Origin of the sequence: Streptomyces katrae (genome assembly GCF_000966975.1) — a bacterium.
In the GTDB taxonomy this organism is placed as follows: Bacteria; Actinomycetota; Actinomycetes; order Streptomycetales; family Streptomycetaceae; genus Streptomyces; species Streptomyces katrae.
This window is the reverse complement of the sequence record NZ_JZWV01000117.1, coordinates 1-23,816: the sequence shown is the minus strand read 5'-3', so window position 1 is coordinate 23,816 and position 23,816 is coordinate 1. Positions and strand designations below refer to the sequence as shown.

Below are 23,816 nucleotides of genomic sequence, written 5' to 3'. Positions count from 1 at the left end.
CGGAGGAAGGGTGGGGCGGGGAGGCCGCTCCGCGCAGCGGCACGCGGACCCGGACCCGCGCCCCGGGGTCAGAAGCCGTGGCGGGAGCCGCCGTCGATGGGGAGCATGACGCCCGTGAGGTACGACGCCGCCGGGGAGAGGAAGAACGCCGCGGTGCGCCCGAACTCCTCCGGCCTGCCGTAACGCCGCAGCGGGATCCGGGACTCGTGCCCCGCCCGCACCGCCTTCTCGTCCCCGGACAGCGCGTCCAGCTCCCGCACGCGGTCGGTGTCGATCCGCGCCGGCAGCAGCCCGATCACGCGGATACCGCGCGGCCCCAGCTCCACCGACAGGGACTTCGCGAAGCCCGCCAGCCCCGGCCGCAGGCCGTTCGAGATGGTCAGCCCGGGGATCGGCTCGTGCACCGAGCCCGACAGGACGAAGCCGATGACCCCGCCCTCGCCCAGTACGGCGGCCGCCGCCCGCGCCAGCCGTACCGCGCCCAGGAAGACCGACTCGAACGCCGCCGCCCACTGCTCGTCGGTGTTGTCCGTCGCCCCGCCCGGCGCCGGTCCGCCGACGCTGATGAGGATGCCGTCGAGCCGCCCGAACCGCGCGACGGCCTCGGCCACCAGCCGCTCCGCGGCCCCCGCGTCGGCGTTGTCGGCGGCCAGGCCCACCACGTCCGGACCCAGTTCGGCGGCCGCCGCGGCAGCCCGCTGTGCGTCGCGTCCGGTCAGGAGTACCTTCGCGCCGTCGGCGGCCAGTTCCCGGGCGGAGGCGAAGCCGAGGCCACGGGTGGCGCCGGTGACGATGTAGACACGGTCCTTCAGTCCAAGATCCATGCCGCCCAACCTACGCCGAAGCGGGCTCCGGCGACACGGCCTCCGCCGCCGCGGCCGCGGCTTCGCGGTCGCGCCGTTCCCGGCGTACCAGGACCAGCCAGCCCACCGGTACCGCCGCCGCGAACAGCCACCACTGCACGGCGTACGCCATGTGCGGGCCGATCGAGTCGTGGTCGGGCTCCGCCACCGCCTCGGGCCCGCCGCCCGGCGGCAGCGGGGAGGTCAGCTCCAGGTAGCCGCCGAGGACCGGCTTGCCGAGGTAGGCGGACTGCTGCTCGCTGTTCACGAGCATCACCTGACGGTCGGGCAGGCCCTTGCGGTCCTTGATCCCGCTGCCACCGCTCGTCTCGTCGGCCTTGAGCCGCCCGGTGACCGTCACCTCGCCCGAGGGCGCGGCCGGCACCGGCGGGTAGGCGGTCGGGTCGTCGGCGCCCGGCACCCAGCCCCGGTTGACCAGCACCACCCGGCCGTCGCCCAGCACGAGCGGGGTCACGACCTGGAAGCCGACCTTGTCGTCGTTCGAGGTGCGCATCCGCACGACGACCTCGTGCGCGGAGTCGTACGTACCGGTGGCCGTGACGGCACGCCAGTAGTCGGAGCGCGGGACGGTGTGGCCCGGCGAGGTGACCTCGGTCACCGGGACCGGCTTCGCGGACAGGTTCTTCGCGATCAGCTCGTTCTGGGCGACCCGGTGCTCATGGCGGTGGAACTGCCAGAACCCCAGCTTGATCATCACGGGGATGAGGACGAGGGCGATGAGGGTGAGGCACACCCACTGCCGGGTCAGGACGAAGCGGTACACGCCCACGACGGTACCCGTATCGGAAACGGCCCCGGAGGCGGGGTGGCCTTCCGCAGAACCACTGCCCCTCGACCTCCACGCCCTGCCCGATGATCTGGACCCGGCAGTGCTCGCAGATCGGCGCCATCCGGTGGATGGCGCAGGAGAAGCAGTCGAAGACGTGAACCGCGCCCTGTGCATGAACCTCGAAGGACATGCCGTAGTCGTTTCCGCAGACCTCACAACGTGCCATGGCTCGCATGCTTCGCGGGCCGGCCCGCCGGAACAAGATCCGCCGGGGTGAGTCGCCGCGCCTGCACCCGCCCGGAGCAATACGAGGAGCGAGGTCCGCCGCTACTTCTCCTCGGCGGGGGCCACGTCGCGCAGCAGCTGGGTGAAGGCCGCCTCGTCGACCACCGGGGTGCCGAAGGACCTGGCCTTGACCGTCTTGGAGGTCGAGGAGTCGGGGTCGTTGGTGACGAGCAGGCTGGTGAGCCGCGACACACTCGTCGCGATGTGCAGCCCGGCCTCCACCGCCCGGTCCTCCAGCAGCTCCCGGTCCACCGAGGTGTCACCGGAGAAGGCGACCCGCATGCCCTGCTTCAGCGGCTTGCCGTCCTCGAACCGGCCCGGGTTCGGGTACGGGGAGGGCGGCAGCTTCCGCGAGGCCCGCCAGCTGCCCCCGCCCCCGTACGAGGCCTGGTAGCCGACCCGGGGCGTGGCGGGGGAGTCCGACCACTCCGTCAGCGGGCGGCACTCCAGCAGGGGGAGGCGTACGCCGTCCCGCGCGGCCGCGTGCAGCGACGGACGGAAGGCCTCCGCCAGGACCCGGGCGTCGTCGAGGGCGTGGTGGGCGCGCTGCTGGACCACGCCGTAGTGCGCGGCGAGGGACTCCAGCTTGTGGTTGGGCAGCGGGAGGTTCAGCTCCTTCGACAGGGCGATGGTGCACAGCCGCTGCCGCACCGGTGCGGCCGACGAGGCCCGCGCGTACTCCCGGGCGATCATCTGCCAGTCGAAGATGGCATTGTGCGCGACGAGGACGCGGTCGGCGAGCCGCTCGGCGAACTCCCCGGCGATGTCCTCGAACAGGGGCGCATCCGACAGCATCTCGCTCGTCAGCCCGTGGATCCAGACCGGGCCCGGGTCCCGGCGCGGGTTGACCAGGCTGTACCAGTGGTCCTCGACGTTGCCCTGCGCGTCGAGCCGGTAGACGGCCGCGGACACTATCCGGTCGTCACGAGCGAGCCCGGTCGTCTCCACGTCGACGACCGCGTACCCCTGGGGGTACGCGGTCGGCCACGTCGTGTCTGCGGTCGTACGGTCGTCGAGCATGGTCATAGAGGATACGGGCCCTCACCGACAGTTCCGGTCCGCTGCCGGATCAGCCGGCCGCGAGCAGGGCTTCCGTCAGGGTCCGCACCGAGAGGAGGAAGAGCCGTTCCGGATCCACCGGTCGGGCCAGCGCGCGGGCCAGGGCCGGGTCGCCGGGGGCGGCCGCCGGTTCCCACAGTTCGCCCTCGCCGGGGGACTGGACGGGGGAGCGCTCGCGGTTGCGCTCGACCAGGACGAAGCCCACGACCTGGAACTGGACGGCGCGCACGGCGTCGGCGGCGCGGGCTCCGCTCAGCCCCGCCGCCCGTACCTCGGCGACCAGGGCCCGCTGGGCCGGCAGGAACATCCGGTCGGTGAGTCCGCGTTCGTGGACCATGGCGATCAGGTGCGGCCGCTCGCGCAGTTCGCGGCGCATGCTGCGGGCCACGGAGACGATGCGCTCGGCGGGGGTGCGGCCGGAGGGCCGGATGGCGCCCATGTCCTGCACGGTCCGCTCGACGAGGGCGTCGAGGAGCTGCTCGCGGTTGCCCACGTGCCAGTAGATCGAGGTGACCGCCGTCCCGAGCTCGGCGGCCAGTTTGCGCATGGTGAGGGCGGCCGGGCCGTGCTGCCTGACGAGCGCGGCGGCCGTCTCCAGTACCGCCTCGCGGGTGAGCGGGCTCCTCGCCATCGGCGTCCTCCCCGGGTCCGTCGGTCCGACGGATCGTCAGTTTTCTTGTGTGCGGCCCTCTTTACCCTTCATCGGCGGCGGTGTAACTGTGTTACAGAACCGGCCCCCGGGCTCCGTCCGGGGGACCCCCAGAAGGGTGGTGCGGAACATGGCACGCGTACGGTACGGAGCGCGCACCGAGGCGGAGATCGCCGCGTCGCGCGAGAAGAGCTCGAACCTCCCCGACATCTGGTCCACCGGAGTCGTGGCCGTCTGGGAGACCGACCCGGACGTGGTGGCGGCCGTCCTGCCGCCGCCCCTGAAGCCCGCCGAACGGCCGCTCGTCCGGGCCAACATCAGCAAGGTCGACCTGCCCGGCTACCCGCTCGGCGCCGGCTCGGTCGCCGTGGCCGCCCGGCACGGCGGGGTCGAGGGCTGGTACCCGCTGGTCATGCCGATGACCCACGAGCGCGCCCTGACCGGCGGCCGAGAGGTCTTCGGCGAACCGAAGAAGCTCGGTGAGGTCACCGTCGAGCGCGACGGGCTGGTCGTCCGGGCCGCCCTCGCCCGGCACGGCATCGCCTTCGTGGAGGTGCGCGGTGCCGTGGACCGGGAACTGCCCGTGCCCGAACCGGCGAGGAAGACCGACTTCTACTTCAAGTTCCTCCCGGCGGTCGACGGCACCGGGTTCGAGAGCGACCCCGTCCTCGTGCACTGCACGCGCAACGAGAAGGTCCGCAAACTGGAACACCTCACCGGTGACGTGGTCCTGCGCGAGTCCATGTTCGATCCCGTGGCCGACCTGCCCGTACGCCGGCTCGTGGAACTGACCATCGGTGAGAAGACCACCGACCAGCAGGGCCGGGTCGTCGAACGGGTCAGCGCCCAGGCCCTGCTCCCCTACCTCCACCAGCGCTACGACGACCCGCAACAGGCCTTCGACGGCCCGCCCGAGGGGAGTGCGTGACATGCGGCTCGAAACCGGACAGGTGGCCGTCGTCACCGGCGCCGCGAGCGGGATCGGACTGGCCATGGCCTGCCGCTTCGCCGCCGAGGGGCTGAAGGTGGTCCTCGCCGACGTCGAGGAGGGCGCCCTGCGCAAGGCCGCCGACGAGCTGCGCGCGGAGGGCGCCGAGGTGCTCGCCCGCACCGTCGACGTCAGCGACCGCGACTCCGTCGTCTCCCTCGCCGACGCCGCGTACGGGGCCTTCGGCGCGGTCCACGTGCTCTGCAACAACGCGGGCGTCGGCTCGGGCGCCGAGGGCCGGATGTGGGAGCACGAGCCCAACGACTGGAAGTGGGCCTTCTCCGTCAACGTCTGGGGCGTCTTCCACGGAATCCAGGCCTTCGTCCCCCGCATGATCGCCGACGGCGCCCCCGGGCACGTGGTCAACACCTCCTCCGGCGACGGCGGCATCGCCCCGCTGCCCACCGCCTCCGTGTACGCCGTCACCAAGGCGGCCGTGGTCACCATGACCGAGTCCCTCTACGCCCACCTCAAGGCGGAGGGCGCCTCCGTCGGCGCCTCCGTCCTCTTCCCCGGACCGCACATGCTGCGCACCGGGCTGTGGGAGTCGCACCGCAACCGCCCCGAGCGCTACGCGAAGGAGCGGCCCCGCAAGTCCCCGTACCGCACCCTCGACCAGTACGAGTCCGCCATGCGCGCGGCCGGGCACGAGGTGCGGTTCACCCCGGTCGAGGAGGTCGCCGAGCACGTCGTCGAAGGCATCCGCGCCGACCGGTTCTGGATGCTCCCGGCCAGCGAGCACAGCGACCGGCAGATCCGCGCCCGGTCGCAGTCGATGCTCGACCGCGCCAACCCCGCCTACCTGGAAAGCTTCATCCTCGACTGAGGGGTTCACGTTGAGCGAGAACGCGTACGAAGACCCGTACCTGATCATCTCCTCCGACTGTCACGCGGGCCTGCCCACCGAGCGGTACCGGCCCTACCTGGACTCCCGCTTCCACCGCCAGTTCGAGGAGTTCCTGGGCCAGCGCGACGCCCGCCGCGAGGAGGCCACCCGCCTCGGGGTGCGTAACGAGGCCTTCGCCGAGAAGTGGTTCCACGACCACGAGGAGGGCCTCAAGGGCGGCTGGGACACCACCCAGCGGCTCAAGGAGCTCGACGGCGACGGGGTGGCCGCCGAGGTCGTCTTCCCCGACGCGGACGCCGTCGACAGCCAGACCGCCGCCCCCTTCGGCGTGGGCCTCGGCCTCTCCGGAGACCAGGACCCCGCACTCGGCATGGCCGGCGCCCAGGCGCACAACCGCTGGCTCGCGGAGTTCGTGTCGCAGAATCCCGAACGCCATTGCGGCGTCGCCCTGCTCCCCGTCACCGGCGAGCCGGACAAGGTCGTCGCCGAGATCCACCGGGCCAAGGAGTCCGGCCTCGGCGCCCTGATGATCCCGTCCATGTGGGTGGACAAGGCGCCCTACCACGACCGCCGCTACGACCCGGTCTGGGCGGCCGCCGCCGAGACGGCGATGCCGATCGTGACCCACTCGGGCGCCGCGCCCCGCCACGAGTACGGCGACCACCTCGGCATCTACGTCTCCGAGGTCACCTGGTGGCCCTCGCGCCCGCTGTGGTTCCTGCTGTGGTCCGGCGTCTTCGAACGCCACCCGGCCCTGAAGTTCGGCGTGGCCGAGTCGGGCTGCTGGTGGCTGCCGAACCAGCTGTGGTTCATGGACCGCCTCTACCTCGGCGCCCACGGCGGCAAGAAGCTCTCGCCCTTCGCGGAGCTCAAGCGCCCGCCGAGCGAATACCTGGACCGCCAGGTCTTCATCTGCGCGACCAACACCAAGCGCCGCGAACTCGCCCAGCGCTACGAGATCGGCGTGGACAACATCCTGTGGGGCTCGGACTTCCCGCACCCCGAGGGGACCTGGCCCGACACCCGCAACTGGCTGGCGAAGACCTTCCACGACATCCCGGTCGCCGAGACCCGGCGCATGCTGGGCCTGGCGGCGGCCGAGGTCTTCGGCTTCGACACGGAGCGGCTCGCCCCGATCGCCCGCCGGATCGGCCCCACGCCCGCCGAGCTGGGCCAGTCGCCCGACCAGGCGTCGGTGGAGGCCTCCTGGGCCCGCTCCCGCGAGACAGGCCGGCACTGGCTCACCGGCGAGGACTTCCCGGTGCTGGGGGTCTCGTCATGACCGGGGACCGCTACACGGTCATCTCGGCCGACTGCCACGCGGGCGCCGACCTGCTGGACTACAAGCCGTACCTGGCCAAGCGCCACCACGACGAGTTCGACGCCTGGGCCGCCACGTACGTGAACCCGTACGAGGACCTCCTCGCGGACACCGCCGACCGGAACTGGAACTCGGCCCGCCGGCTGGCGGAGCTGGAGGCGGACGGGATCGTCGCGGAGGTGGTCTTCCCGAACACCATCCCGCCGTTCTTCCCCAAGGCCTCCCTGATGGCCCAGCCCCCGTCGGCGGCCGAGTACGAGCTGCGCTGGGCGGGCCTCCAGGCGCACAACCGCTGGATGGCCGACTTCTGCGCGGACGCGCCGGGCCGGCGGGCGGGGGTGGCGCAGATCCTGCTGAACGACGTGGACGCGGCGGTGAAGGAGATCCGCCGCACCCGGGAGGCCGGGCTGACGGGCGGCGTCCTGCTGCCCGGCGTCCCGCCCGGCTCGACGGTGCCGGAGCTGTACTCGGACGCGTACGACCCCATCTGGGCGGTCTGCGACGAACTGGACGTCCCGGTCAACCACCACGGCGGCTCGGCCTCACCGCCGCTGGGCGACGAACCGGCGGCCCGCGCCGTCTTCATGGTCGAAACCACCTGGTTCTCGCACCGCGCCCTGTGGCACCTGATCTTCGGCGGCGCCTTCCGCCGCCACCCCGGCCTGAAACTGGTCCTCACGGAGCAGGGTTCGGGCTGGATCCCCGGCGTCCTCCAGATGCTGGACTACTACCACGGGCGCCTGGTGGCGGCCTCGTCCACGGCGGAGTCCAAGTTCGGGGCGGGGCTGGCCGACTCGATGGGCAAGGGCCCGAGCGAGGTGTGGCGGGACAACTGCTTCGTGGGGGCCAGCTTCATGCGTCCCCACGAGGTCCCGCTGCGGGAACGGATCGGCCTCGACAAGATCATGTGGGGCAGCGACTACCCCCACGACGAGGGCACCACCCCGTACTCCCGCGAGGGCCTGCGCATCGCCTACGCGGGCCTCCCCCGGGAGGAGGTCGCGGCGATGGTCGGCGGCAACGCGGCCCGGGTGTACGGCTTCGACCTGACCCTGCTGGACGCGCTGGCGGCGAAGCACGGCCCGCTGGTCTCGGAGGTGGCCGAGCCGCTGACGTCCGTCCCGCCGGACGCCACCAGCCCGGCCTTCGCCCGAGGGGGGTCGGTCCGGGTCTGGTGAGGTACGGGTCCCGCCGGGGCGGGTCAGCTCTTGTAGATGATCCGGTCCGGCGGGAACAACTCGGTACCGAGGAGGGTGTTGGGTCCGTAGACGTCGATGGACAGGTCCTGCCTGGCCGCCAGCGGGGACAGGTCGACGGGCCCGGAGGAGAAGCTCACCGTGAGCTTGGTCAGACCCGGCAGGCCGAGCAGCGGCTCCAGCCCCGAGGCGAGGCCGCACCTGTACAGGAAGAGCTCGTCCAGCCGCTCGTGCCGGATCAGCAGGGACGGATCGACGGTCATGCCGTGCAGTTGCAGGATCCGCAGGGTCGGTACCGACTGCTGCGCCGCGAGCTGAGCCACCTGGCGTTCCCCGGAGAGGGTCAGTACGTCGAGGTCCCGCCATCGCTCCAGTCCGTGCAGATCCACGCGGCGCGCCCCTCGCCACAGCCCCAGGTTGCGCAGTGACGGCACCGGCAGGCCGGAGAGGCTGGTGAGGCCCGTCGCGTAGTCCAGCGAGAGGTGAGCCAGGGACTCCAGGGACGCGAGGGGGCTGAGGGACAGACCAGCGCGCACTCGGACGAGGGAAAGGGAGTCCAGGGGCATCCCGGCGAGAGGGCCGAGGCTTTCGACGCCGGGGCAGTCGTAGAGGCCCAGCTGGGAGAGGCCGCCGAGTGCGGACAGCGCGGACAGATCGGTGAGGGTTTCGTCCTCCTCGAAGGTGATGCCCTCCACGTCGCCGCTGGCCGTCACGGCGGCGGGAATGCCGAGTCCCCCGCGCAGCGTCAGGTACTTCGCCCGCGGCAGCCGGTCCAGCTGGCGCAATGCCTCGGCGGAGTCGCAGACCAGGTAGGTGTGCGACAGGTCGACCTCGGCCAGGACGGCGTCCACGTACGCGGCCCGGTCGAAGTAGCGCCAGCCGTTGGCGAGCTGTGCCCTGACCATGGGGCGCGCGTCGGTTCTGAAGCGGGCGATGCGGGCCAGGGCGCGCGGTCCCCCCACGAGGGCCGCTGTACGGACGACTGTGGCAGCCGCCATCTCCGACAGGGTGTCCGGGCCGGGCAGCAGGTCCAGGACCAGCTCACCGGCCTTGGCCAGCTCCGCCGCCTGGGAGAACCGCGTGGGCGGCAGCAGTTCGGCGGTCCGGGACTGGATCTCGCTCCGCAGGGCCGGGTCCAGTTCCGGGGCGTGTTCCAGGCAGGCGGCGGCCAGGAGGACGAGCCTGTTCCGGACCCCCTTGACCTTGTCGGCCCGCTTCAGCAGGCCCCGGAGGATACGGGTGCGTTCGTCCGGGCGGGCGTGGCCCACCGCCATGCGGACCACGTCGTCCCAGGTGTCGTCCTGGGCATTGCGTACGAGGACCCCGAAGTCGCGTGACTCCACCGCCGCCTTGGCCCCCAGGTAGTCCTGGAAGGTGCGGTGGACGAAGTCCACCGAGCCCTTCACCGGCTCGCGCAGCAGCCCGCTGCGGATCAGGAGGTGGGTGAAGACCTGCTCCGGGTCCCCCTGGACCTGCGGCATGACCTCCAGCCACTCCGCGACCAGCTCGACCGCTTCGTCCCGACCGGCCTCCACCTGCCCGTTGCGGATCAGCCAGTACGCGAACCGCTGGAGCAGCAGGATCTGTTCGTCACGGGTGAGGTAGACCCCCTCCACCCCCGCGATCTCCCGCTCCGTGTCCCGCCGGACCAGCAGCATGTCCAGCGCCGCGTCGTACAGCTCCTTCCGCGCCCGGGGCAGCTGCATGCGCCGGTCCCGGTTCAGGGCGCAGAGCAGTGCGCACATCAGGGGGTTGGTGGCCAGCCGGCCAAGGTCGCGGCGGGCCGTCACCGACTCCCGCAGGGAGGTCTCGTACGCGTCGAGGTCCTCGCCCGGGCACTCCGCCCGGGCGGCCCGGTGCCAGTGCCCGATGAAGGCGCCCACCTCCTCCCGTTCCATCGGCAGCAGCGCGTGCGGGACGAAGCCCTGGCCCGCGAGCCAGTCCTCCGGTACCGCCGACGGGCGGGTGGTCACCACGTAACGCGCCTTCGGGAAGGCCGAGATCAGGGAGCGCAGCCAGGTCTCCGTGCGGCCGCGCAGCCGCTGCGGGACCTCGTCCACCCCGTCGACCAGGACCAGGGCCCGGCCGCTCAGCATCAGCTCCTCCACCCAGCCCGGCGGGGCGGCGAGCGGTACTCCGGCCGCCTTGAGGAACTCCTCCGGCAGGGGCAGGTGGTCGGAGGTCGTGAAGGACCGCAGCCGGAGGACGAACGGTACGCACAGGGCCCAGGGGCCTTCGGCCTGCCGGGCGGCGTTCAGCGCAAGCCACTGGAGGAGCGTGCTCTTGCCCGAGCCCGCCGGGCCCCGCAGCAGCACCCGTTCCGCCACGCCGAGCGCCTGCTCCGCCCGGACCGTCGTCCGGTGCGTCCCGGGCTCGCCCGGCAGGACCAGCGGCTGCTCCCCGCTCACGCCGAGACTGATGTACGCCAGGTCCAGCGGCCACTCCTCCCGGGCCCGGGCGGTGGTCAGGCCGAACAGCTGGAGCCGCCCGTGGGTTTCGGCCACCCAGCGGGCGTACCGCTCCTCGAAGGCGTGCCCCGCCCCGTCGCCGGCCCGTTCGGCCAGCCGGTCCACCGACCGCTGTAACGCCCCCGCGCGCCGGACGAGTTCCACCTCCGCCCGCGCCCCGAACGAGGGCAGCGTCGTCAGGTACTCCACCGCGTGCGCGCAGGCCAGCCGGATCAGGTCCCGGGCCAGGGCCTCTGCCGCCGGGCTCAGCCCCGCCCCCGCCGGCACCGGCAGCCGCGCCGCCAGCCGCGCGGGGTCCAGGTCGGTGGCGAACAGGGCGTCGGCGCCGGCCCCGCCCAGCGCCGCGAAGGCGTCGGCCACCGCGTCGAGGGCGGCCAGGCGTTCGTGTTCCGGCAGCCGGGGCGCCGCCCCGGCCAGTCGGCCCGCCAGTTCCTCGGCCAGCCTCCGCGCCTCCGGCGGGCCGAGCTCCTCCGGCCGGCGCCAGCGCGCGGCCGGCCGGACCGGGCGGTCCGTGAGCCCGGCGCCCGGCACCTGCCCCAGCCGGGACCGCCACAGCCACCCCGCCGCCGTGCTGGCCGCCCGCAACACCGCCGTTTCCACCCCTGCCATGCACCCTCCCCCTTGTACCCCGGGTAACCCCGTCGGATACTGATCGGTAACAACCCCTAGCGGCACCCCGGAACCCGCCCTAAGGTGCGCCCATGCCAAATCTGCCCGATGTCGTGCTGTGGTCCATACCCGCCTTCGTGCTGCTCACCGTCATCGAGGTGGTCAGTTACCGGCTCCATCCCGACGAGGACGCCGCCGGTTACGACGCCAAGGACGCGGCCACCAGCGTCACCATGGGCATCGGCAGCATCGCCTTCGACCTCCTCTGGAAGCTCCCGGTCGTCGCGGTCTTCACCGCCGTGTACGAACTGACCCCGCTGCGGGTTCCGTTCCTGTGGTGGACCGCCCTGCTGATGCTGCTCGTCCAGGACTTCCTCTACTACTGGCAGCACCGGCTCCACCACGTCATCCGGATCCTGTGGGCCTGCCACGTGGTCCACCACAGCAGCCGGAACTTCAACCTCACCACCGCCTTGCGCCAGCCCTGGACCAGCGCCACCACCTGGTGGTTCTACCTGCCGATGGTCGCCCTCGGGGTGCATCCGGCCGCGGTCCCGTTCTGCTACGGCATCAACCTGCTCTACCAGTTCTGGGTGCACACCGAGCGCATCGGGAAGCTGCCGCGCCCCTACGAGTACCTCTTCAACACCCCCTCCCACCACCGCGTCCACCACGCCTCCCAGGGCGGCTACCTGGACCGCAACTTCGGCGGGATCCTGATCGTCTGGGACCGGATGTTCGGGTCCTGGGTGGGGGAGACGGAGCGACCCGTCTACGGGCTCACCAAGAACATCGACACCTTCAACCCCCTGCGCGTCGCCACCCACGAGTACGCCGCCATCGCCCGCGACGTCCGCGCCGCCCGCAGCTGGCGCGAGCGCGCCGGGCGGGTGTTCCGGGGGCCCGGCTGGCAGCCCGCGCCCGTCGCGACCGCGCAGCCCGAGAAGGCGCCGGAGCCCGCCGCGTGAATGCCGTCCGCCTCCGCACGCGACCCGTACCGCAGGGCACCGGCACCGCCGGGCGGATGCTGCTCGCCGCCTTCGCCGCGGCCTCGGCCGCCGACCTCGTCTCGCTGCTCGCCGGCTGGCACCCGGGGCACCTGATCGCCAAGCCGCTGCTGATGCCGCTGCTGGCCGGGTACGTGCTGACGCTCGGCGCCCCCCGGCTGCTGGTCGCCGCCCTGCTCTTCGGCTGGGGCGGGGACCTCGCCCTGCTCTCCGGCGCCGAGCCCGCCTTCCTGATCGGGATGGGCTCCTTCGCCGCCGGGCACGTCTGCTACCTCGCCCTCTTCGGGCGGCGGCGGACCAGCCCCGCGCTCGGGGGCGCGTACGCCGTGGCGCTCGTCGGGACCGTCGCGCTGCTGTGGGGGGACCTCCCGGCCGGGCTGCGGATCCCCGTCGCCGGCTACAGCCTGCTCCTGGCCTCCATGGCCTACCGCTCCAGCGCCTTCGGCCGGACCGCCGGGGCGGGCGGGGCGCTGTTCCTGCTCTCCGACACCCTCATCGCGACCGGGGTGGCCGAGTGGCCGCAGCTTCCGCGTCCCGACTTCTGGATCATGGCGACCTACCTGGCGGCCCAGTACCTGCTGGCCCTGGGAGCGGTCCGCCGGGAGCAGGCGTACCGTAGTGAGGTCATACAAGACTGAACTATCCCCGAGAAGCCGGAGGGCTGCACCACCATGCGCGCCACCGTCATCCACGCCCCGCACGACATCCGCGTGGAGGAGGTGCCCGACGCTGCGATCCAGCGCCCCGAGGACGCCGTCGTCCGCGTCCTGCGTGCCTGCATCTGCGGCAGCGACCTGTGGGCCTACCGCGGCGAGGCCCAGCGCCAGCCCGGCCAGCGCATCGGCCACGAGTTCCTCGGCGTCGTCGAGGAGACCGGCTCCGCGGTCTCCGGCCTGAAGGCCGGCGACCTGGTCGTGGCCCCCTTCATGTGGTCCGACGGCACCTGCGACTACTGCTCCGAGGGCCTGTACACCTCCTGCGTGCACGGCGGCTTCTGGGGCTCGGTCGGCTTCGACGGCGGCCAGGGCGAGGCCGTGCGGGTCCCGCACGCCGACGGCACCCTGGTGAAGCTGCCCGCCGCGGCCGCCTCCGACGACCACCTGCTGACCGGCCTGCTCGCCCTGTCCGACGTCATGGGCACCGGCCACCACGCCGCCCTGGGCGCGGGCGTCCGCGCCGGTTCCACCGTCGCCGTCGTCGGTGACGGGGCGGTCGGCCTGTGCGGGGTCCTCGCGGCCAAGCGCCTCGGAGCCGAGCGGATCATCGCCCTGGGCCGGCACAGCGCCCGTACGGACATCGCCAAGCTCTTCGGGGCCACCGACGTGGTCGCCGAGCGCGGCGAGGCGGCCGAGGCGGCCGTCCGCGAGCTGACCGGCGGCCAGGGCGCGCACGCCGTCATCGAGGCCGTGGGCACCGAGCAGTCCATGCGCACGGCCGTGAACATCACCCGCGACGGCGGCGCCATCGGCTACGTCGGCGTCCCGCACGGCAGCGGTACCGGCCTCGACCTCGGCGTGATGTTCGACCGGAACATCAGCCTGCGCGGCGGTGTGGCCCCGGTCCGCGCGTACATCCCGGAGCTGCTGGAAGACGTGCTGAGCGGTGCGATCGACCCGGCACCCGTCTTCGACCGGGCCGTGTCCCTGGACGAGGTCCCGGACGGCTACCGCGCGATGGACGACCGCAGCGCCCTGAAGGTCCTGATCAAGCCCTGATCCGGCCGGTGCGGTGGGGGCCGGGCGGGTGATCCCCGCCCGGCCCCCACCCTTGCGCGTGCCGCTACTCGACGGCCTTGAGGGCGTCGACCACGCCCGAGCCGTAGAAGCCGGTCTGCCCCCACTTGGCCTGGCAGGTGGTGGCGTCGATCAGGCTGCCGGTGTTGTCGTAGATCTTGTCCGGGCAGGCCGTCTTCGTCGCCTGGCCCTTGAGCATGGCCTGGAGCTGCGAGGGCGTGGCCCACGGGTGCGCGCTCTTGAGGAGGGCCGCGACGCCCGCGACGTGCGGGGTGGCCATCGAGGTGCCCTGCTTGTAGCCGTAGCCGCCGCCCGGGAGGGTGGACAGCACCCGGCCGTTGGCGTCGGGGGTGGCCGGGATCTGCCACTTGTCGCCGCCGGGGGCGGCCACGTCGATGACGCCGAGGCCGTAGCTGGAGTAGTACGAGCGGAAGCCCTTGTCGCCGGTCGCGCTGACGGTGACCACGCCCGGCAGCTGCGTGGGCAGGTCCAGGCAGACCTTGGGGTCGATGGTGCGCGGCGTCGGGGTGGCGTCGTCCGGGCTGGTGTCGTCGGTGATGGAGTCGGCGGCCAGGTCCCAGTTCTCGTTGCCGGCCGCGGCCACGTTCAGCACGCCCTTGCGCTCGGCGTACCTGCTCGCCCGGGTGAGGGCCTCCACCAGCGCCTTCTGGTCGTCGTCCGTCTTGCAGTTGAAGTACCAGGGGTCGACGTAGTAGCTGTTGTTGGTCACCTCGATCCCCTTCTCGGCGGCGAACATGAAGCCGCAGACGACCGCCTCGGTGTAGAAGAGGCTGGTCCCGGGCTCGCTCACCTTGATCGCGGCGACCTTGACGCCCGGCGCGACCCCGCTGACGCCGGCCCCGTTGCGTGCGGCGGCGATGGTGCCCGCCACGTGCGTGCCGTGGTCGCTGCCGTTCGCGTACGGGCGCCAGGCCCCGTCGGTGGTGTCCGCGACGCCGCCCACGCAGTTGGCGGACTGGTCCTTGGAGAAGTTCGGGGCGAGGTCGGGGTGGGTGTCGTCCACGCCGGTGTCGATGACGCCGACGGTGACGTCCCGGCTGCCCGCGTTCACCTTCTGGGCCTGGTCGGCCTTGATGGCCCGCAGGTCCCACTGGTTGGCTTCGAGGGGCTCCTGCCCCGGTCCGGCCGCCGCCGCCGCGCGGGCCGCGTCCGCGTCGCTCAGCCGCTGGGTGGTGCCCTCCTCGGTGGTCTGCACCGTCTGGAGGGGGGCCGTACGGGTGGCTCCCACGGACACGAACAGGTTCCGCTGGGCCCGCAGCTGCTTGGCGAAGTCAGGGTTCTGGGAATGTGCGACGACGACGCCGATCTGTTCATAGGACGTCACCACCGTCCCGCCGGCCTGCTCGATGGCCTTCACGGCCTGCCCGGCCGTCCCGTACGCGGTCAGGTTCGCCACGTACGAGAGCGCGGGTCCGGTGGCGGCGGCCTTCGCGGCCGTCGCCGGCCCCGCCGTGTCGCCCAGCGGTGCGGCCGAGGCAGCCACCGAGGGCAGGAAGGCGAGTGAGACCGTGAGCGCCAGGCCGACCGGAACGGCGAGGGCCCGCCGACGGCCGGATCCCAGATGAGCCATGGGTTCTCCACATCATCCGTGAATGAGCAGTCCGCACGCGGTCGCGCCGGACGCGTTCATGACAAGCGAGGGTGAACCTAGCGTCACCGTTCCCCTTTACGCCATCAGTTCGAGGAATCAGCCGTTCAAAACGCGGAGCCGCCGAATTTCCGGCGGGTGTTGAACCGCCCCGGCGCGCCGGCCGTGCCGTTGACCGGGGGGCTCAGCACCACCGCCCCCCACACGGAGGTTGTTTTGTCCGTCCCCACCGCACCCGCGTCACAAGGAGAACCCCCCGTGACCACGCAAGCAGCGCCGCCGCCGGGCGGCGCGGGACCGGCCCAGGCCCCGGCCCAGGTGCCGGCCGAAGAGTTCGCGCGCGTCCAGCAGAGCCCCGAGTTCGCCGAACTGCGCCGCTCCCACCGCTCCTTCGCCTTCCCGCTCACCGTGGCCTTCATCGCCTGGTACCTGCTCTACGTCCTGCTGTCCAACTACGCGGGCGACTTCATGGGGACCAAGCTCTTCGGCAACGTCAACGTCGCCCTCGTGCTCGGACTCGCCCAGTTCGCGACGACGTTCCTGATCGCCTGGCTGTACTCGCGGCACGCCGCCGCCAAGCTCGACCCCAAGGCGCAGGCCATCAAGGACCGTCTGGAGGGCGGAGCATGAGCGCCATCCCGCACCTGACGACCGCCGCCGGTGCCACCGAACACCGCCCGCTGATCATCACCCTGTTCGGGCTGTTCGTCGTCGCCACCCTCATCATCACCGTCTGGGCCGGCCGCCAGACCAAGGACGCCGCCGACTTCTACGCCGGCGGCCGCCAGTTCACCGGCTTCCAGAACGGCCTCGCCATCTCCGGCGACTACATGTCCGCCGCGTCCTTCCTCGGCATCGCCGGAGCCATCGCCCTCTTCGGCTACGACGGCTTCCTCTACTCCATCGGCTTCCTCGTGGCCTGGCTGGTGGCCCTGCTGCTGGTCGCCGAGCCGCTGCGCAACTCCGGCCGCTACACGATGGGCGACGTGCTCGCCTACCGGATGCGCCAGCGGCCCGTCCGGACCGCCGCCGGCGCCTCCACCATCGTGGTCTCGATCTTCTACCTGCTCGCGCAGATGGCCGGCGCCGGCGTGCTCGTCTCGCTGCTGCTGGGCATCACCGCCGACGGCGGAAAGATCGCCGTGGTCGCCCTGGTCGGCGTCCTGATGATCGTCTACGTGACCATCGGCGGGATGAAGGGCACCACCTGGGTCCAGATGATCAAGGCGGTGCTGCTGATCGCGGGCACCCTGCTGATCACCTTCCTGGTGCTGCTGAAGTTCAACTTCAACATCTCGGCCCTGCTCGGCCAGGCCGCCGAGCACAGCGGCAAGGGGGCGAAGTTCCTGGAGCCGGGCCTGAAGTACGGCAAGGACTCGCTGAGCAAGCTGGACTTCTTCTCCCTCGGCCTCGCCCTCGTCCTGGGCACCGCCGGTCTGCCGCACATCCTGATCCGCTTCTACACGGTGCCCACCGCCAAGGCCGCCCGCAAGTCCGTGAACTGGGCCATCGGCATCATCGGCGCCTTCTACCTGATGACGATCGCCCTCGGCTTCGGTGCCGCCGCCCTCCTCAACCGCGACGACATCATCAAGTCCAACAAGGCCGGCAACACCGCGGCCCCGCTGCTCGCCCAGGCCGTCGGCGGCGGCCCCGACTCCACCGGCGGCGCGATCCTCCTCGCGGTGATCTCCGCGGTGGCCTTCGCCACCATCCTCGCCGTGGTCGCCGGCCTCACCCTGGCCTCCTCCTCGTCCTTCGCGCACGACATCTACGTCAACGTCATCCGCAAGGGACGGGCCACCGAGAAGGAGGAGGTGCGCGCCGCCCGCTGGTCCACCGTGGTCATCGGCGCCGTCGCGATCTTCCTCGGGGCGCTGGCCCGCGACATGAACGTGGCCGGCCTGGTCGCCCTCGCCTTCGCGGTCGCCGCCTCCGCCAACCTCCCGACGATCCTCTACAGCCTCTTCTGGAAGCGCTTCACCACCCAGGGCGCGCTGTGGTCCATCTACGGCGGCCTGATCTCGGCGGTCGGCCTGGTCCTCTTCTCGCCGGTGGTCTCCGGCAAGCCGACCTCGATGTTCAAGGACGCCGACTTCTACTGGTTCCCGCTGGAGAACCCCGGCATCATCTCGATCCCGCTGGGCTTCCTCCTCGGCTGGCTGGGCACCGTCCTGTCCAAGGAGAAGGCCGACCCCCAGAAGTACGCCGAGCTGGAGGTGCGCTCCCTCACCGGGACCGGGGCCCACTGACGGGCCGCTCCCCGAGACCGTACGAACACCGTGCGTGGCCGCGTCGTACTTCCGTACGATGCGGCCGCGTTACGTCTCGTTCATTCGGGCACCTCTCCGGGACACACGGGTCGCGTACGCTCGATCCATAGAACCTCTAGATCCGGACAGGGGAGGGGGCCCACAGTGCTTCTCGACACATACGGCCGCGTGGCCACTGACCTGCGCGTCTCGCTCACCGACCGGTGCAATCTGCGCTGTACCTACTGCATGCCCGAAGAGGGCCTGCAGTGGCTGGGGAAGTCCGATCTGCTCAGCGACGACGAGATCGTCCGGCTGATCCGCATCGCCGTCACGCACCTGGGCATCACCGAGGTCCGCTTCACCGGCGGCGAGCCGCTGCTGCGCCCCGGCCTGGTCGGGATCGTCGAACAGTGCGCGGCCCTGGAGCCCCGGCCCAGGATGTCGCTGACCACCAACGGCATCGGCCTCAAGCGCACTGCGCAGGCCCTCAAGGCCGCAGGACTGGACCGAGTGAACGTTTCGCTCGACACCCTGCGCCCCGAGGTCTTCAAGACCCTCACCCGCCGCGACCGCCACCACGACGTGATCGACGGCATGGCCGCCGCCCGCGAGGCGGGCCTCACCCCGGTCAAGGTCAACGCCGTCCTGATGCCCGGGCTCAACGACGACGAGGCCCCCGACCTGCTCGCCTGGGCCGTGGAGAACGAGTACGAGCTCCGCTTCATCGAGCAGATGCCGCTCGACGCCCAGCACGGCTGGAAGCGCGAGGGCATGATCACCGCCGGGGACATCCTCCAGTCCCTGCGCACCCGCTTCACCCTCACCGAGGAGGGCGCCGAGGAGCGCGGCTCCGCCCCCGCCGAGCGCTGGGTGGTCGACGGCGGCCCGGCCACCGTCGGGGTCATCGCCTCCGTCACCCGCCCCTTCTGCGGCGCCTGCGACCGCACCCGGCTCACGGCCGACGGCCAGGTCCGTACGTGCCTGTTCGCCACCGAGGAGTCCGACCTGCGCTCCGCGCTGCGCTCGGGCGCCCCGGACGAGGAGATCGCCCGCCTGTGGAAGGTGGCGATGTGGGGCAAGAAGGCCGGCTCCGGCCTCGACGACCCGTCCTTCCTCCAGCCGGACCGCCCGATGTCCGCGATCGGCGGCTGAGGGCCGGCCTCCCGCCGGCGCCCACGCACAGGAAAGCCCCCTCCGCACCGGGAGGGGGCTTTCGGCGTCCGTGGGAGGGTTCAGCGCTCCGAGCCCTCCGGCTGTACCCACTCCTCCAGCCGTACGACGTCCTTGAGGAAGCCGCGGACCCCGAGGAACTGGGAGAGGTGCTCGCGGTGTTCCTCGCACGCCAGCCAGGTCTTGCGCCGCTCCGGCGTGTGCAGCTTGGGGTTGTTCCAGGCCAGGACCCATACGGCCGCGTCGCGGCAGCCCTTGGCGGAGCAGGTGGGGGTATCGGAAGACGTCACGGGCCCCACCCTACAAACGGAAGGGCGACGCCGGGCAGCCACGGGGGGAGCTGCCCGGCGTCGGTCCGTCGCTCCGACGGGGGATGCGGAGCGCGTAGGCAGTATGTCACGCAGGACCGGGTGGGGTGCACCGGAACTTCATGATTGATCTGAGGTTTTCCTGAGGTTCCCCGGCTCCAGTGCGGGGCGCACAGGGGCGGGCACGAAGTGCGACGGCAGGGAGGGCGTCGACTCGCGCCCGGCGTTCGCGATCACCACCGCGATGTAGGGGAGCAGCAGGCCCGCGGCGAGCGTCACGATGGCCACATGGCGCTCCACGTTCCACAGGATCACCGTGGCGACCACCGACAGGGTCCTGATGCCCATCGAGATCACGTACCGGCGCTGGCGCCCCCGTACGTCCTCCGCGAGTCCCATGCGGGCACCGGTGATCCGGAAGACCTCGGCCCCGTTCCGCTTCGTCCGCTGCATGCTCCCACGGTACGCCGCCCCCAGGGCGGCGGGGAGAGCGGGTACCGCCCGGACGGAGCCGCCCGACATGCGTACTCCGCCCCGCGGCCCGAGACTGGGCGCACGCGCGCACACCGCGCGCCACGAGGAGGCTCGACATGTCTTGGTTGTGGGCGATCATCGTCGGTTTCGTGCTGGGCCTCATAGCCCGGGCCATCCTGCCAGGCAAGCAGAACCAGCCGCTCTGGCTGACCACCGTCTTCGGCATCATCGGCGGCGTCCTCGGCAATGCCGTGGCGACGTGGATCGGTGTCCACGACACCCGCGGCATCGACTGGACCCGGCACCTGCTCCAGCTCGCCGGAGCCGTCGCCATCGTCGCGCTGGGGGAGATGGTCTACCTGGCGCTCCGCGGCGGCAAGCGCCACACGGTGTAGCCCATGACGAAGGGGCCGGCACGGACGCGATGTCCGGGCCGGCCCCTCGCCGGGGTGCCGTCAGGCGCCGGTCACCTCGACCGCCGCCAGGTTCTTCTTGCCGCGGCGCAGCACCAGCCAGCGCCCGTGCAGCAGGTCCTCCTGCGCCGGGACCGCGTCCTCGGCGGTCACCTTCACGTTGTTCACGTAGGCGCCGCCCTCCTTCACGGTCCGGCGGGCGGCGGACTTGCTGGCGACCAGGCCGGTCTCCGCGAACAGGTCCACCACCGGGCCCAGCTCCGCCACCTGCGCGTGCGGCAGCTCGGACAGGGCCGCCGCCAGCGTGGCCGCGTCCAGCTCCGCCAGCTCGCCCTGGCCGAACAGCGCCTTCGACGCCGCGATCACGGCCGCGCACTGGTCCGCGCCGTGCACCAGCGTGGTCAGCTCCTCGGCCAGCGCCCGCTGCGCGGCCCGCGCCTGCGGACGCTCGGCGGTCTGCGCCTCCAGCTCCTCCAGCTCCTCACGGGACCGGAAGGACAGGATCCGCATGTAGGTGGAGATGTCCCGGTCGTCCACGTTCAGCCAGAACTGGTAGAACGCGTACGGCGTGGTCATCTCCGGGTCGAGCCAGACGGCCCCGCTCTCGGACTTGCCGAACTTGGTGCCGTCCGCCTTGACCATCAGCGGGGTCGCCAGCGCGTGCACCTGGGCCTGCGGCTCCAGGCGGTGGATCAGGTCCAGGCCGGCCGTCAGGTTGCCCCACTGGTCCGAGCCGCCCTGCTGGAGGGTGCAGCCGTAGCGGCGGTACAGCTCCAGGAAGTCCATGCCCTGGAGCAGCTGGTAGCTGAACTCCGTGTAGCTGATGCCCTGGTCGGACTCCAGCCGCTTGGCGACCGAGTCCTTCGTCAGCATCTTGTTGACGCGGAAGTGCTTGCCGATGTCCCGCAGGAACTCGATCGCGGACATGCCCGCGGTCCAGTCCAGGTTGTTGACCATGACCGCCGCGTTCTCGCCCTCGAAGGACAGGAACGGCTCGATCTGGGTGCGCAGGCGCGTCACCCAGTTCGCGACGGTCTCCGGGTCGTTCAGCGTCCGCTCGGCCGTCGGGCGCGGGTCGCCGATCTGCCCGGTCGCCCCGCCGACCAGCGCCAGCGGGCGGTGGCCCGCCTGCTGGAGCCGGCGCACGGTCAGCACCTGCACCAGGTGTCCCACGTGCAGCGAGGCGGCGGTCGGGTCGAAGCCGCAATAGAACGTGACGGGACCGTCCGCGAAGGCCTTGCGCAGCGCTTCTTCATCGGTGGACTGGGCGAACAGCCCGCGCCACTTCAGTTCGTCGACGATGTCCGTCACGGTCTCTCGACTCCTTACGAATTGTGGAAATGCCGTGCTCAGTCTAGGTGCGTCAGACGCCCTTGCTGACCGAACTCATGTTGAAGTCCGGGATGCGGACGGGCGGCATCGCGGCCCGCGTGAACCAGTCGCCCCACTCCCGCGGCAGGGTCCTCTCGGTGCGCCCCGCCTCCGTGGCGCGCGAGAGCAGGTCCACCGGGGACTCGTTGAACCGGAAATTGTTCACCTCGCCCGTGACCTGCCCGTTCTCCACCAGGTAGACGCCGTCCCGGGTCAGGCCCGTCAGCAGCAGCGTCGCCGGGTCGACCTCGCGGATGTACCAGAGGCAGGTCAGCAGCAGGCCCCGCTCGGTGGACGCGACCATCTCCTCCAGGGACCTGTCCCCGCCCCCCTCCAGGATCAGGTTCCCGAAGGCGGGGGAGAGCGGCAGCCCGGTCAGCCCGGCGCTGTGCCGGGTCGTGGTCAGCCGGGCCAGCTCGCCGCCGCTGATCCACTCGGTCGCCGGCACCGGCAGACCGTTGTCGAACACCGAGGCGTCGTCGCCCGAGCTGTGCGCGATCACGAACGGCGCCGACTCCAGGCCGGGGGCGTTCGGGTCGCTGCGCAGGGTCAGCGGCAGCCGCGAGAGCCTTTCACCGATCCGGGTGCCGCCGCCGGGCTTGGAGAAGACCGTCCGGCCCTCCGCCGCGTCCCGGGCCGCCGCCGACCACATCTGGTAGATCAGCAGGTCGGCCACGGCTGTCGGGGGCAGCAGGGTCTCGTACCGGCCGGCGGGCAGCTCGACCTTCCGCTCGGCCCAGCCGAGGCGGACGGCGAGCTCGGCGTCCAGGACGGTCGGGTCCACGTCCTTGAAGTCACGGGTGGCCCGCCCGGCCCAGGCGGAGCGCGACCGGTCCGGGGACTTGGCGTTGAGCTCCAGGGTGCCGTTCGGCTGGTCGTGGCGCAGCCGCAGGCCCGTCGAGGTGCCCACGTACGTGGAGACCAGCTCGTGGTTGGCGAAGCCGTACAGCTCCCGGCCGCCCGCGCGGGCCCGGGCGAAGGCCTCGCCGAGGGCCGGGGCGAAGTCCGCGAACACCGCCGAGGAGGTCTCGTCGGGGCCGTCGGTGAAGTCCGGCGAGGCCGGGGTCCCGGTGACCAGCGGCTGGGCGTCCTCAGCGGGGCCGGCGGCCCGCGCGGCCGCCTCGGCGGCCCGTACGAGGGGCTCCAGGTCGGCGGCGGTGACGGCGGAGCGCGAGACGACCCCCGAGGCCGTCCCCTGACCGCCGTCGACGGTGGCGATCACGGTGAGGGTCCGGCCGCGGGTGACGCCGTTGGTGGTCAGCGCGTTCCCCGCCCAGCGCAGGTTGGCGCTGGACTCCTCGTCGGCGATGACCACGCAGCCGTCGGCGGTGGACAGCTCCAGGGCCCGCTCGACGATCTCGTGGGGCTTCGTACGGCTCATCGGCCGGCCTCCTGGGTCGTGTTCAGGATGTTCACGTCGCGGAACAGGGCGGACGGGCAGCCGTGGGAGACCGCCGCGACCTGGCCCGGCTGGGCCTTCCCGCAGTTGAAGGCGCCGCCCAGGACGTAGGTCTGCGGGCCGCCGACCTTCTCCATCGAACCCCAGAAGTCGGTGGTCGTGGCCTGGTACGCGACGTCGCGCAGCTGCCCGGCCAGCCGGCCGTTCTCGATCCGGAAGAAGCGCTGCCCGGTGAACTGGAAGTTGTAGCGCTGCATGTCGATGGACCAGGAGCGGTCGCCGACCACGTAGATCCCGCGCTCCACCCCGCCGATCAGGTCCTCGGTGGACAGCCCGCCCGGGTCCGGCTGGAGCGAGACGTTCGCCATCCGCTGGACGGGCACGTGCCCGGGGGAGTCGGCGTAGGCGCAGCCGTTGGAGCGGCCCAGGCCGGTCAGCTTCGCGATCCGGCGGTCGGTCTGGTAGCCGGTCAGGGTGCCGTCCTTGACCAGGTCCCAGCTCTGCGCCTCGACGCCCTCGTCGTCGTAGCCGATGGTGGCCAGGCCGTGCTCGGCGGTGCGGTCGCCGGTCACGTTCATGATCGAGGAGCCGTACTTGAGCGTGCCCAGCTGGTCGAAGGTGGCGAACGAGGTGCCCGCGTACGCCGCCTCGTAGCCCAGCGCCCGGTCGAGCTCGGTGGCGTGGCCGATGGACTCGTGGATGGTGAGCCACAGGTTGGACGGGTCCACGACCAGGTCGTAGCGGCCCGCCTCGACGCTCGGGGCCCGCATCTTCTCGGCCAGCAGGCCCGGGATCTGCTCCAGCTCGGTGTTCCAGTCCCAGCCGGTGCCGGTCAGGTACTCCCAGCCGCGTCCGGCGGGCGGGGCGATGGTGCGCATGGAGTCGAACTCGCCGGTGGTGGCGTTCACGGCGACCGCGGTGAGCTGCGGGTGGACGCGCACCCGCTGCTGGGTGGTCGTGGTGCCCGCGGTGTCGGCGTAGAACTTGTTCTCGTGGACGGCGAGCAGCGAGGCGTCCACGTGG

General features: G+C 72.0%; 22 protein-coding genes and 1 pseudogene. 11 read left to right on the top strand and 12 right to left on the bottom strand.

What is annotated here, in order from left to right:
* Positions 1-68 precede the first annotated feature (68 nt).
* The 5 genes and pseudogenes from VR44_RS06365 to VR44_RS06350 all read right to left on the bottom strand — a co-directional run bounded on the left by VR44_RS06365 (position 69) and on the right by VR44_RS06350 (position 3,607).
* Positions 69-824: an SDR family oxidoreductase gene (locus tag VR44_RS06365; RefSeq protein ID WP_045946383.1), complete on the bottom strand. Its 756-nt coding sequence runs from the start codon at positions 822-824 to the stop codon at positions 69-71.
* Between the two features lie 10 nt (positions 825-834).
* Positions 835-1,626: an SURF1 family cytochrome oxidase biogenesis protein gene (locus VR44_RS06360; protein ID WP_045946386.1), complete on the bottom strand. Its 792-nt coding sequence runs from the start codon at positions 1,624-1,626 to the stop codon at positions 835-837.
* Positions 1,627-1,675: 49 nt separating this feature from the next.
* Positions 1,676-1,858, bottom strand: a pseudogene (locus VR44_RS42275) (hypothetical protein); the annotation flags it as partial.
* 101 nt (positions 1,859-1,959) lie between these two features.
* Positions 1,960-2,943 carry a DEDDh family exonuclease gene (locus VR44_RS06355; RefSeq protein ID WP_045946382.1) on the bottom strand — a complete coding sequence of 328 codons (984 nt, stop codon included), beginning with the start codon at positions 2,941-2,943 and terminating at the stop codon, positions 1,960-1,962.
* A gap of 43 nt (positions 2,944-2,986) precedes the next feature.
* Complete coding sequence (locus VR44_RS06350) at positions 2,987-3,607, bottom strand: TetR/AcrR family transcriptional regulator (protein ID WP_045946381.1); 621 nt, start codon at positions 3,605-3,607, stop codon at positions 2,987-2,989.
* 148 nt (positions 3,608-3,755) lie between these two features.
* Between VR44_RS06350 and VR44_RS06345 the strand changes: the two genes are divergently transcribed.
* Genes VR44_RS06345 through VR44_RS06330 form a run of 4 tightly spaced genes read left to right on the top strand, consistent with a single transcriptional unit; the run spans position 3,756 to position 7,959 of the window.
* Positions 3,756-4,553 (top strand): acetoacetate decarboxylase family protein, encoded by a 798-nt coding sequence (locus VR44_RS06345; protein ID WP_045946385.1) that lies wholly within the window; start codon positions 3,756-3,758, stop codon positions 4,551-4,553.
* A 1-nt stretch (position 4,554) separates the two neighbouring features.
* Positions 4,555-5,439 carry an SDR family NAD(P)-dependent oxidoreductase gene (locus VR44_RS06340; protein WP_045946380.1) on the top strand — a complete coding sequence of 295 codons (885 nt, stop codon included), beginning with the start codon at positions 4,555-4,557 and terminating at the stop codon, positions 5,437-5,439.
* A 10-nt stretch (positions 5,440-5,449) separates the two neighbouring features.
* Positions 5,450-6,742 (top strand): amidohydrolase family protein, encoded by a 1,293-nt coding sequence (locus tag VR44_RS06335; RefSeq protein WP_045946379.1) that lies wholly within the window; start codon positions 5,450-5,452, stop codon positions 6,740-6,742.
* Positions 6,739-7,959 (top strand): amidohydrolase family protein, encoded by a 1,221-nt coding sequence (locus tag VR44_RS06330; RefSeq protein WP_045946378.1) that lies wholly within the window; start codon positions 6,739-6,741, stop codon positions 7,957-7,959. Before VR44_RS06335 ends, VR44_RS06330 begins: the two co-directional genes overlap by 4 nt.
* Before the next feature lie 23 nt (positions 7,960-7,982).
* On the opposite strand, the gene VR44_RS06325 is transcribed toward VR44_RS06330, so the two are convergent.
* Complete coding sequence (locus VR44_RS06325) at positions 7,983-11,054, bottom strand: NACHT domain-containing protein (protein ID WP_045946377.1); 3,072 nt, start codon at positions 11,052-11,054, stop codon at positions 7,983-7,985.
* A gap of 92 nt (positions 11,055-11,146) precedes the next feature.
* On the opposite strand from VR44_RS06325, the gene VR44_RS06320 reads away from it, so the two are divergent.
* From VR44_RS06320 to VR44_RS06310, 3 genes are read left to right on the top strand one after another with little or no spacing between them, the layout of a single operon-like run.
* On the top strand, positions 11,147-12,022 hold the full coding sequence (locus VR44_RS06320; protein ID WP_045946376.1) for a sterol desaturase family protein: 876 nt from the start codon (positions 11,147-11,149) through the stop codon (positions 12,020-12,022).
* A 56-nt stretch (positions 12,023-12,078) separates the two neighbouring features.
* Positions 12,079-12,699 carry a lysoplasmalogenase gene (locus tag VR44_RS06315; protein ID WP_094191462.1) on the top strand — a complete coding sequence of 207 codons (621 nt, stop codon included), beginning with the start codon at positions 12,079-12,081 and terminating at the stop codon, positions 12,697-12,699.
* A gap of 33 nt (positions 12,700-12,732) precedes the next feature.
* A complete protein-coding gene (locus tag VR44_RS06310; RefSeq protein ID WP_045946374.1) occupies positions 12,733-13,776 on the top strand; it encodes a zinc-dependent alcohol dehydrogenase family protein in 1,044 nt (347 codons plus the stop codon).
* 64 nt (positions 13,777-13,840) lie between these two features.
* Here VR44_RS06310 and VR44_RS06305 read toward each other — a convergent pair whose 3' ends face one another.
* Positions 13,841-15,385 (bottom strand): S8 family serine peptidase, encoded by a 1,545-nt coding sequence (locus VR44_RS06305; RefSeq protein ID WP_045946373.1) that lies wholly within the window; start codon positions 15,383-15,385, stop codon positions 13,841-13,843.
* A gap of 276 nt (positions 15,386-15,661) precedes the next feature.
* Between VR44_RS06305 and VR44_RS06300 the strand changes: the two genes are divergently transcribed.
* The 3 genes from VR44_RS06300 (at position 15,662) to moaA (ending at position 18,810) form a co-directional block, all read left to right on the top strand.
* Positions 15,662-16,033 carry a DUF485 domain-containing protein gene (locus VR44_RS06300; RefSeq protein WP_045946372.1) on the top strand — a complete coding sequence of 124 codons (372 nt, stop codon included), beginning with the start codon at positions 15,662-15,664 and terminating at the stop codon, positions 16,031-16,033.
* The gene (locus VR44_RS06295; RefSeq protein ID WP_045946371.1) at positions 16,030-17,655 is read left to right on the top strand and encodes a solute symporter family protein; all 1,626 of its coding nucleotides are present in this window, start codon (positions 16,030-16,032) and stop codon (positions 17,653-17,655) included. Before VR44_RS06300 ends, VR44_RS06295 begins: the two co-directional genes overlap by 4 nt.
* Before the next feature lie 165 nt (positions 17,656-17,820).
* Entirely contained in the window at positions 17,821-18,810 is a 990-nt protein-coding gene (moaA, locus tag VR44_RS06290; protein ID WP_045946370.1) for a GTP 3',8-cyclase MoaA, read from the top strand.
* Positions 18,811-18,890: 80 nt separating this feature from the next.
* Here the strand turns inward: moaA and VR44_RS06285 are convergent, their stop codons facing one another.
* Together VR44_RS06285 and VR44_RS06280 are read right to left on the bottom strand one after the other, a co-directional pair.
* Entirely contained in the window at positions 18,891-19,118 is a 228-nt protein-coding gene (locus VR44_RS06285; RefSeq protein WP_045946369.1) for a hypothetical protein, read from the bottom strand.
* 138 nt (positions 19,119-19,256) lie between these two features.
* Positions 19,257-19,589, bottom strand: a complete 333-nt coding sequence (locus tag VR44_RS06280; RefSeq protein ID WP_045946384.1) for a DUF3099 domain-containing protein — start codon at positions 19,587-19,589, stop codon at positions 19,257-19,259.
* Between the two features lie 137 nt (positions 19,590-19,726).
* On the opposite strand from VR44_RS06280, the gene VR44_RS06275 reads away from it, so the two are divergent.
* Entirely contained in the window at positions 19,727-20,005 is a 279-nt protein-coding gene (locus VR44_RS06275; protein WP_045946368.1) for a GlsB/YeaQ/YmgE family stress response membrane protein, read from the top strand.
* Positions 20,006-20,065: 60 nt separating this feature from the next.
* On the opposite strand, the gene tyrS is transcribed toward VR44_RS06275, so the two are convergent.
* The 3 genes from tyrS to VR44_RS06260 all read right to left on the bottom strand — a co-directional run.
* Positions 20,066-21,334, bottom strand: a complete 1,269-nt coding sequence (gene tyrS / locus VR44_RS06270; protein WP_045946367.1) for a tyrosine--tRNA ligase — start codon at positions 21,332-21,334, stop codon at positions 20,066-20,068.
* A 52-nt stretch (positions 21,335-21,386) separates the two neighbouring features.
* Positions 21,387-22,775, bottom strand: a complete 1,389-nt coding sequence (locus VR44_RS06265; protein ID WP_045946366.1) for a metallopeptidase TldD-related protein — start codon at positions 22,773-22,775, stop codon at positions 21,387-21,389.
* Positions 22,772-23,816: TldD/PmbA family protein (locus VR44_RS06260; RefSeq protein WP_045946365.1), on the bottom strand; the 1,045-nt coding region annotated here is incomplete at its 5' end. The genes VR44_RS06265 and VR44_RS06260, both read right to left, overlap by 4 nt.

What these genes read in the sequence shown, in the direction of transcription:
- VR44_RS06365 (WP_045946383.1), bottom strand. Translation starts at nt 824, where the DNA reads ATGGATCTTGGACTGAAGGACCGTGTCTACATCGTCACCGGCGCCACC.
- VR44_RS06355 (WP_045946382.1), bottom strand. Translation starts at nt 2,943, where the DNA reads ATGACCATGCTCGACGACCGTACGACCGCAGACACGACGTGGCCGACC.
- VR44_RS06350 (WP_045946381.1), bottom strand. Translation starts at nt 3,607, where the DNA reads ATGGCGAGGAGCCCGCTCACCCGCGAGGCGGTACTGGAGACGGCCGCC.
- VR44_RS06345 (WP_045946385.1), top strand. Translation starts at nt 3,756, where the DNA reads ATGGCACGCGTACGGTACGGAGCGCGCACCGAGGCGGAGATCGCCGCG.
- VR44_RS06340 (WP_045946380.1), top strand. Translation starts at nt 4,555, where the DNA reads ATGCGGCTCGAAACCGGACAGGTGGCCGTCGTCACCGGCGCCGCGAGC.
- VR44_RS06330 (WP_045946378.1), top strand. Translation starts at nt 6,739, where the DNA reads ATGACCGGGGACCGCTACACGGTCATCTCGGCCGACTGCCACGCGGGC.
- VR44_RS06325 (WP_045946377.1), bottom strand. Translation starts at nt 11,054, where the DNA reads ATGGCAGGGGTGGAAACGGCGGTGTTGCGGGCGGCCAGCACGGCGGCG.
- VR44_RS06320 (WP_045946376.1), top strand. Translation starts at nt 11,147, where the DNA reads ATGCCAAATCTGCCCGATGTCGTGCTGTGGTCCATACCCGCCTTCGTG.
- VR44_RS06315 (WP_094191462.1), top strand. Translation starts at nt 12,079, where the DNA reads ATGCTGCTCGCCGCCTTCGCCGCGGCCTCGGCCGCCGACCTCGTCTCG.
- VR44_RS06310 (WP_045946374.1), top strand. Translation starts at nt 12,733, where the DNA reads ATGCGCGCCACCGTCATCCACGCCCCGCACGACATCCGCGTGGAGGAG.
- VR44_RS06305 (WP_045946373.1), bottom strand. Translation starts at nt 15,385, where the DNA reads ATGGCTCATCTGGGATCCGGCCGTCGGCGGGCCCTCGCCGTTCCGGTC.
- VR44_RS06295 (WP_045946371.1), top strand. Translation starts at nt 16,030, where the DNA reads ATGAGCGCCATCCCGCACCTGACGACCGCCGCCGGTGCCACCGAACAC.
- VR44_RS06280 (WP_045946384.1), bottom strand. Translation starts at nt 19,589, where the DNA reads ATGCAGCGGACGAAGCGGAACGGGGCCGAGGTCTTCCGGATCACCGGT.
- VR44_RS06275 (WP_045946368.1), top strand. Translation starts at nt 19,727, where the DNA reads ATGTCTTGGTTGTGGGCGATCATCGTCGGTTTCGTGCTGGGCCTCATA.
- VR44_RS06265 (WP_045946366.1), bottom strand. Translation starts at nt 22,775, where the DNA reads ATGAGCCGTACGAAGCCCCACGAGATCGTCGAGCGGGCCCTGGAGCTG.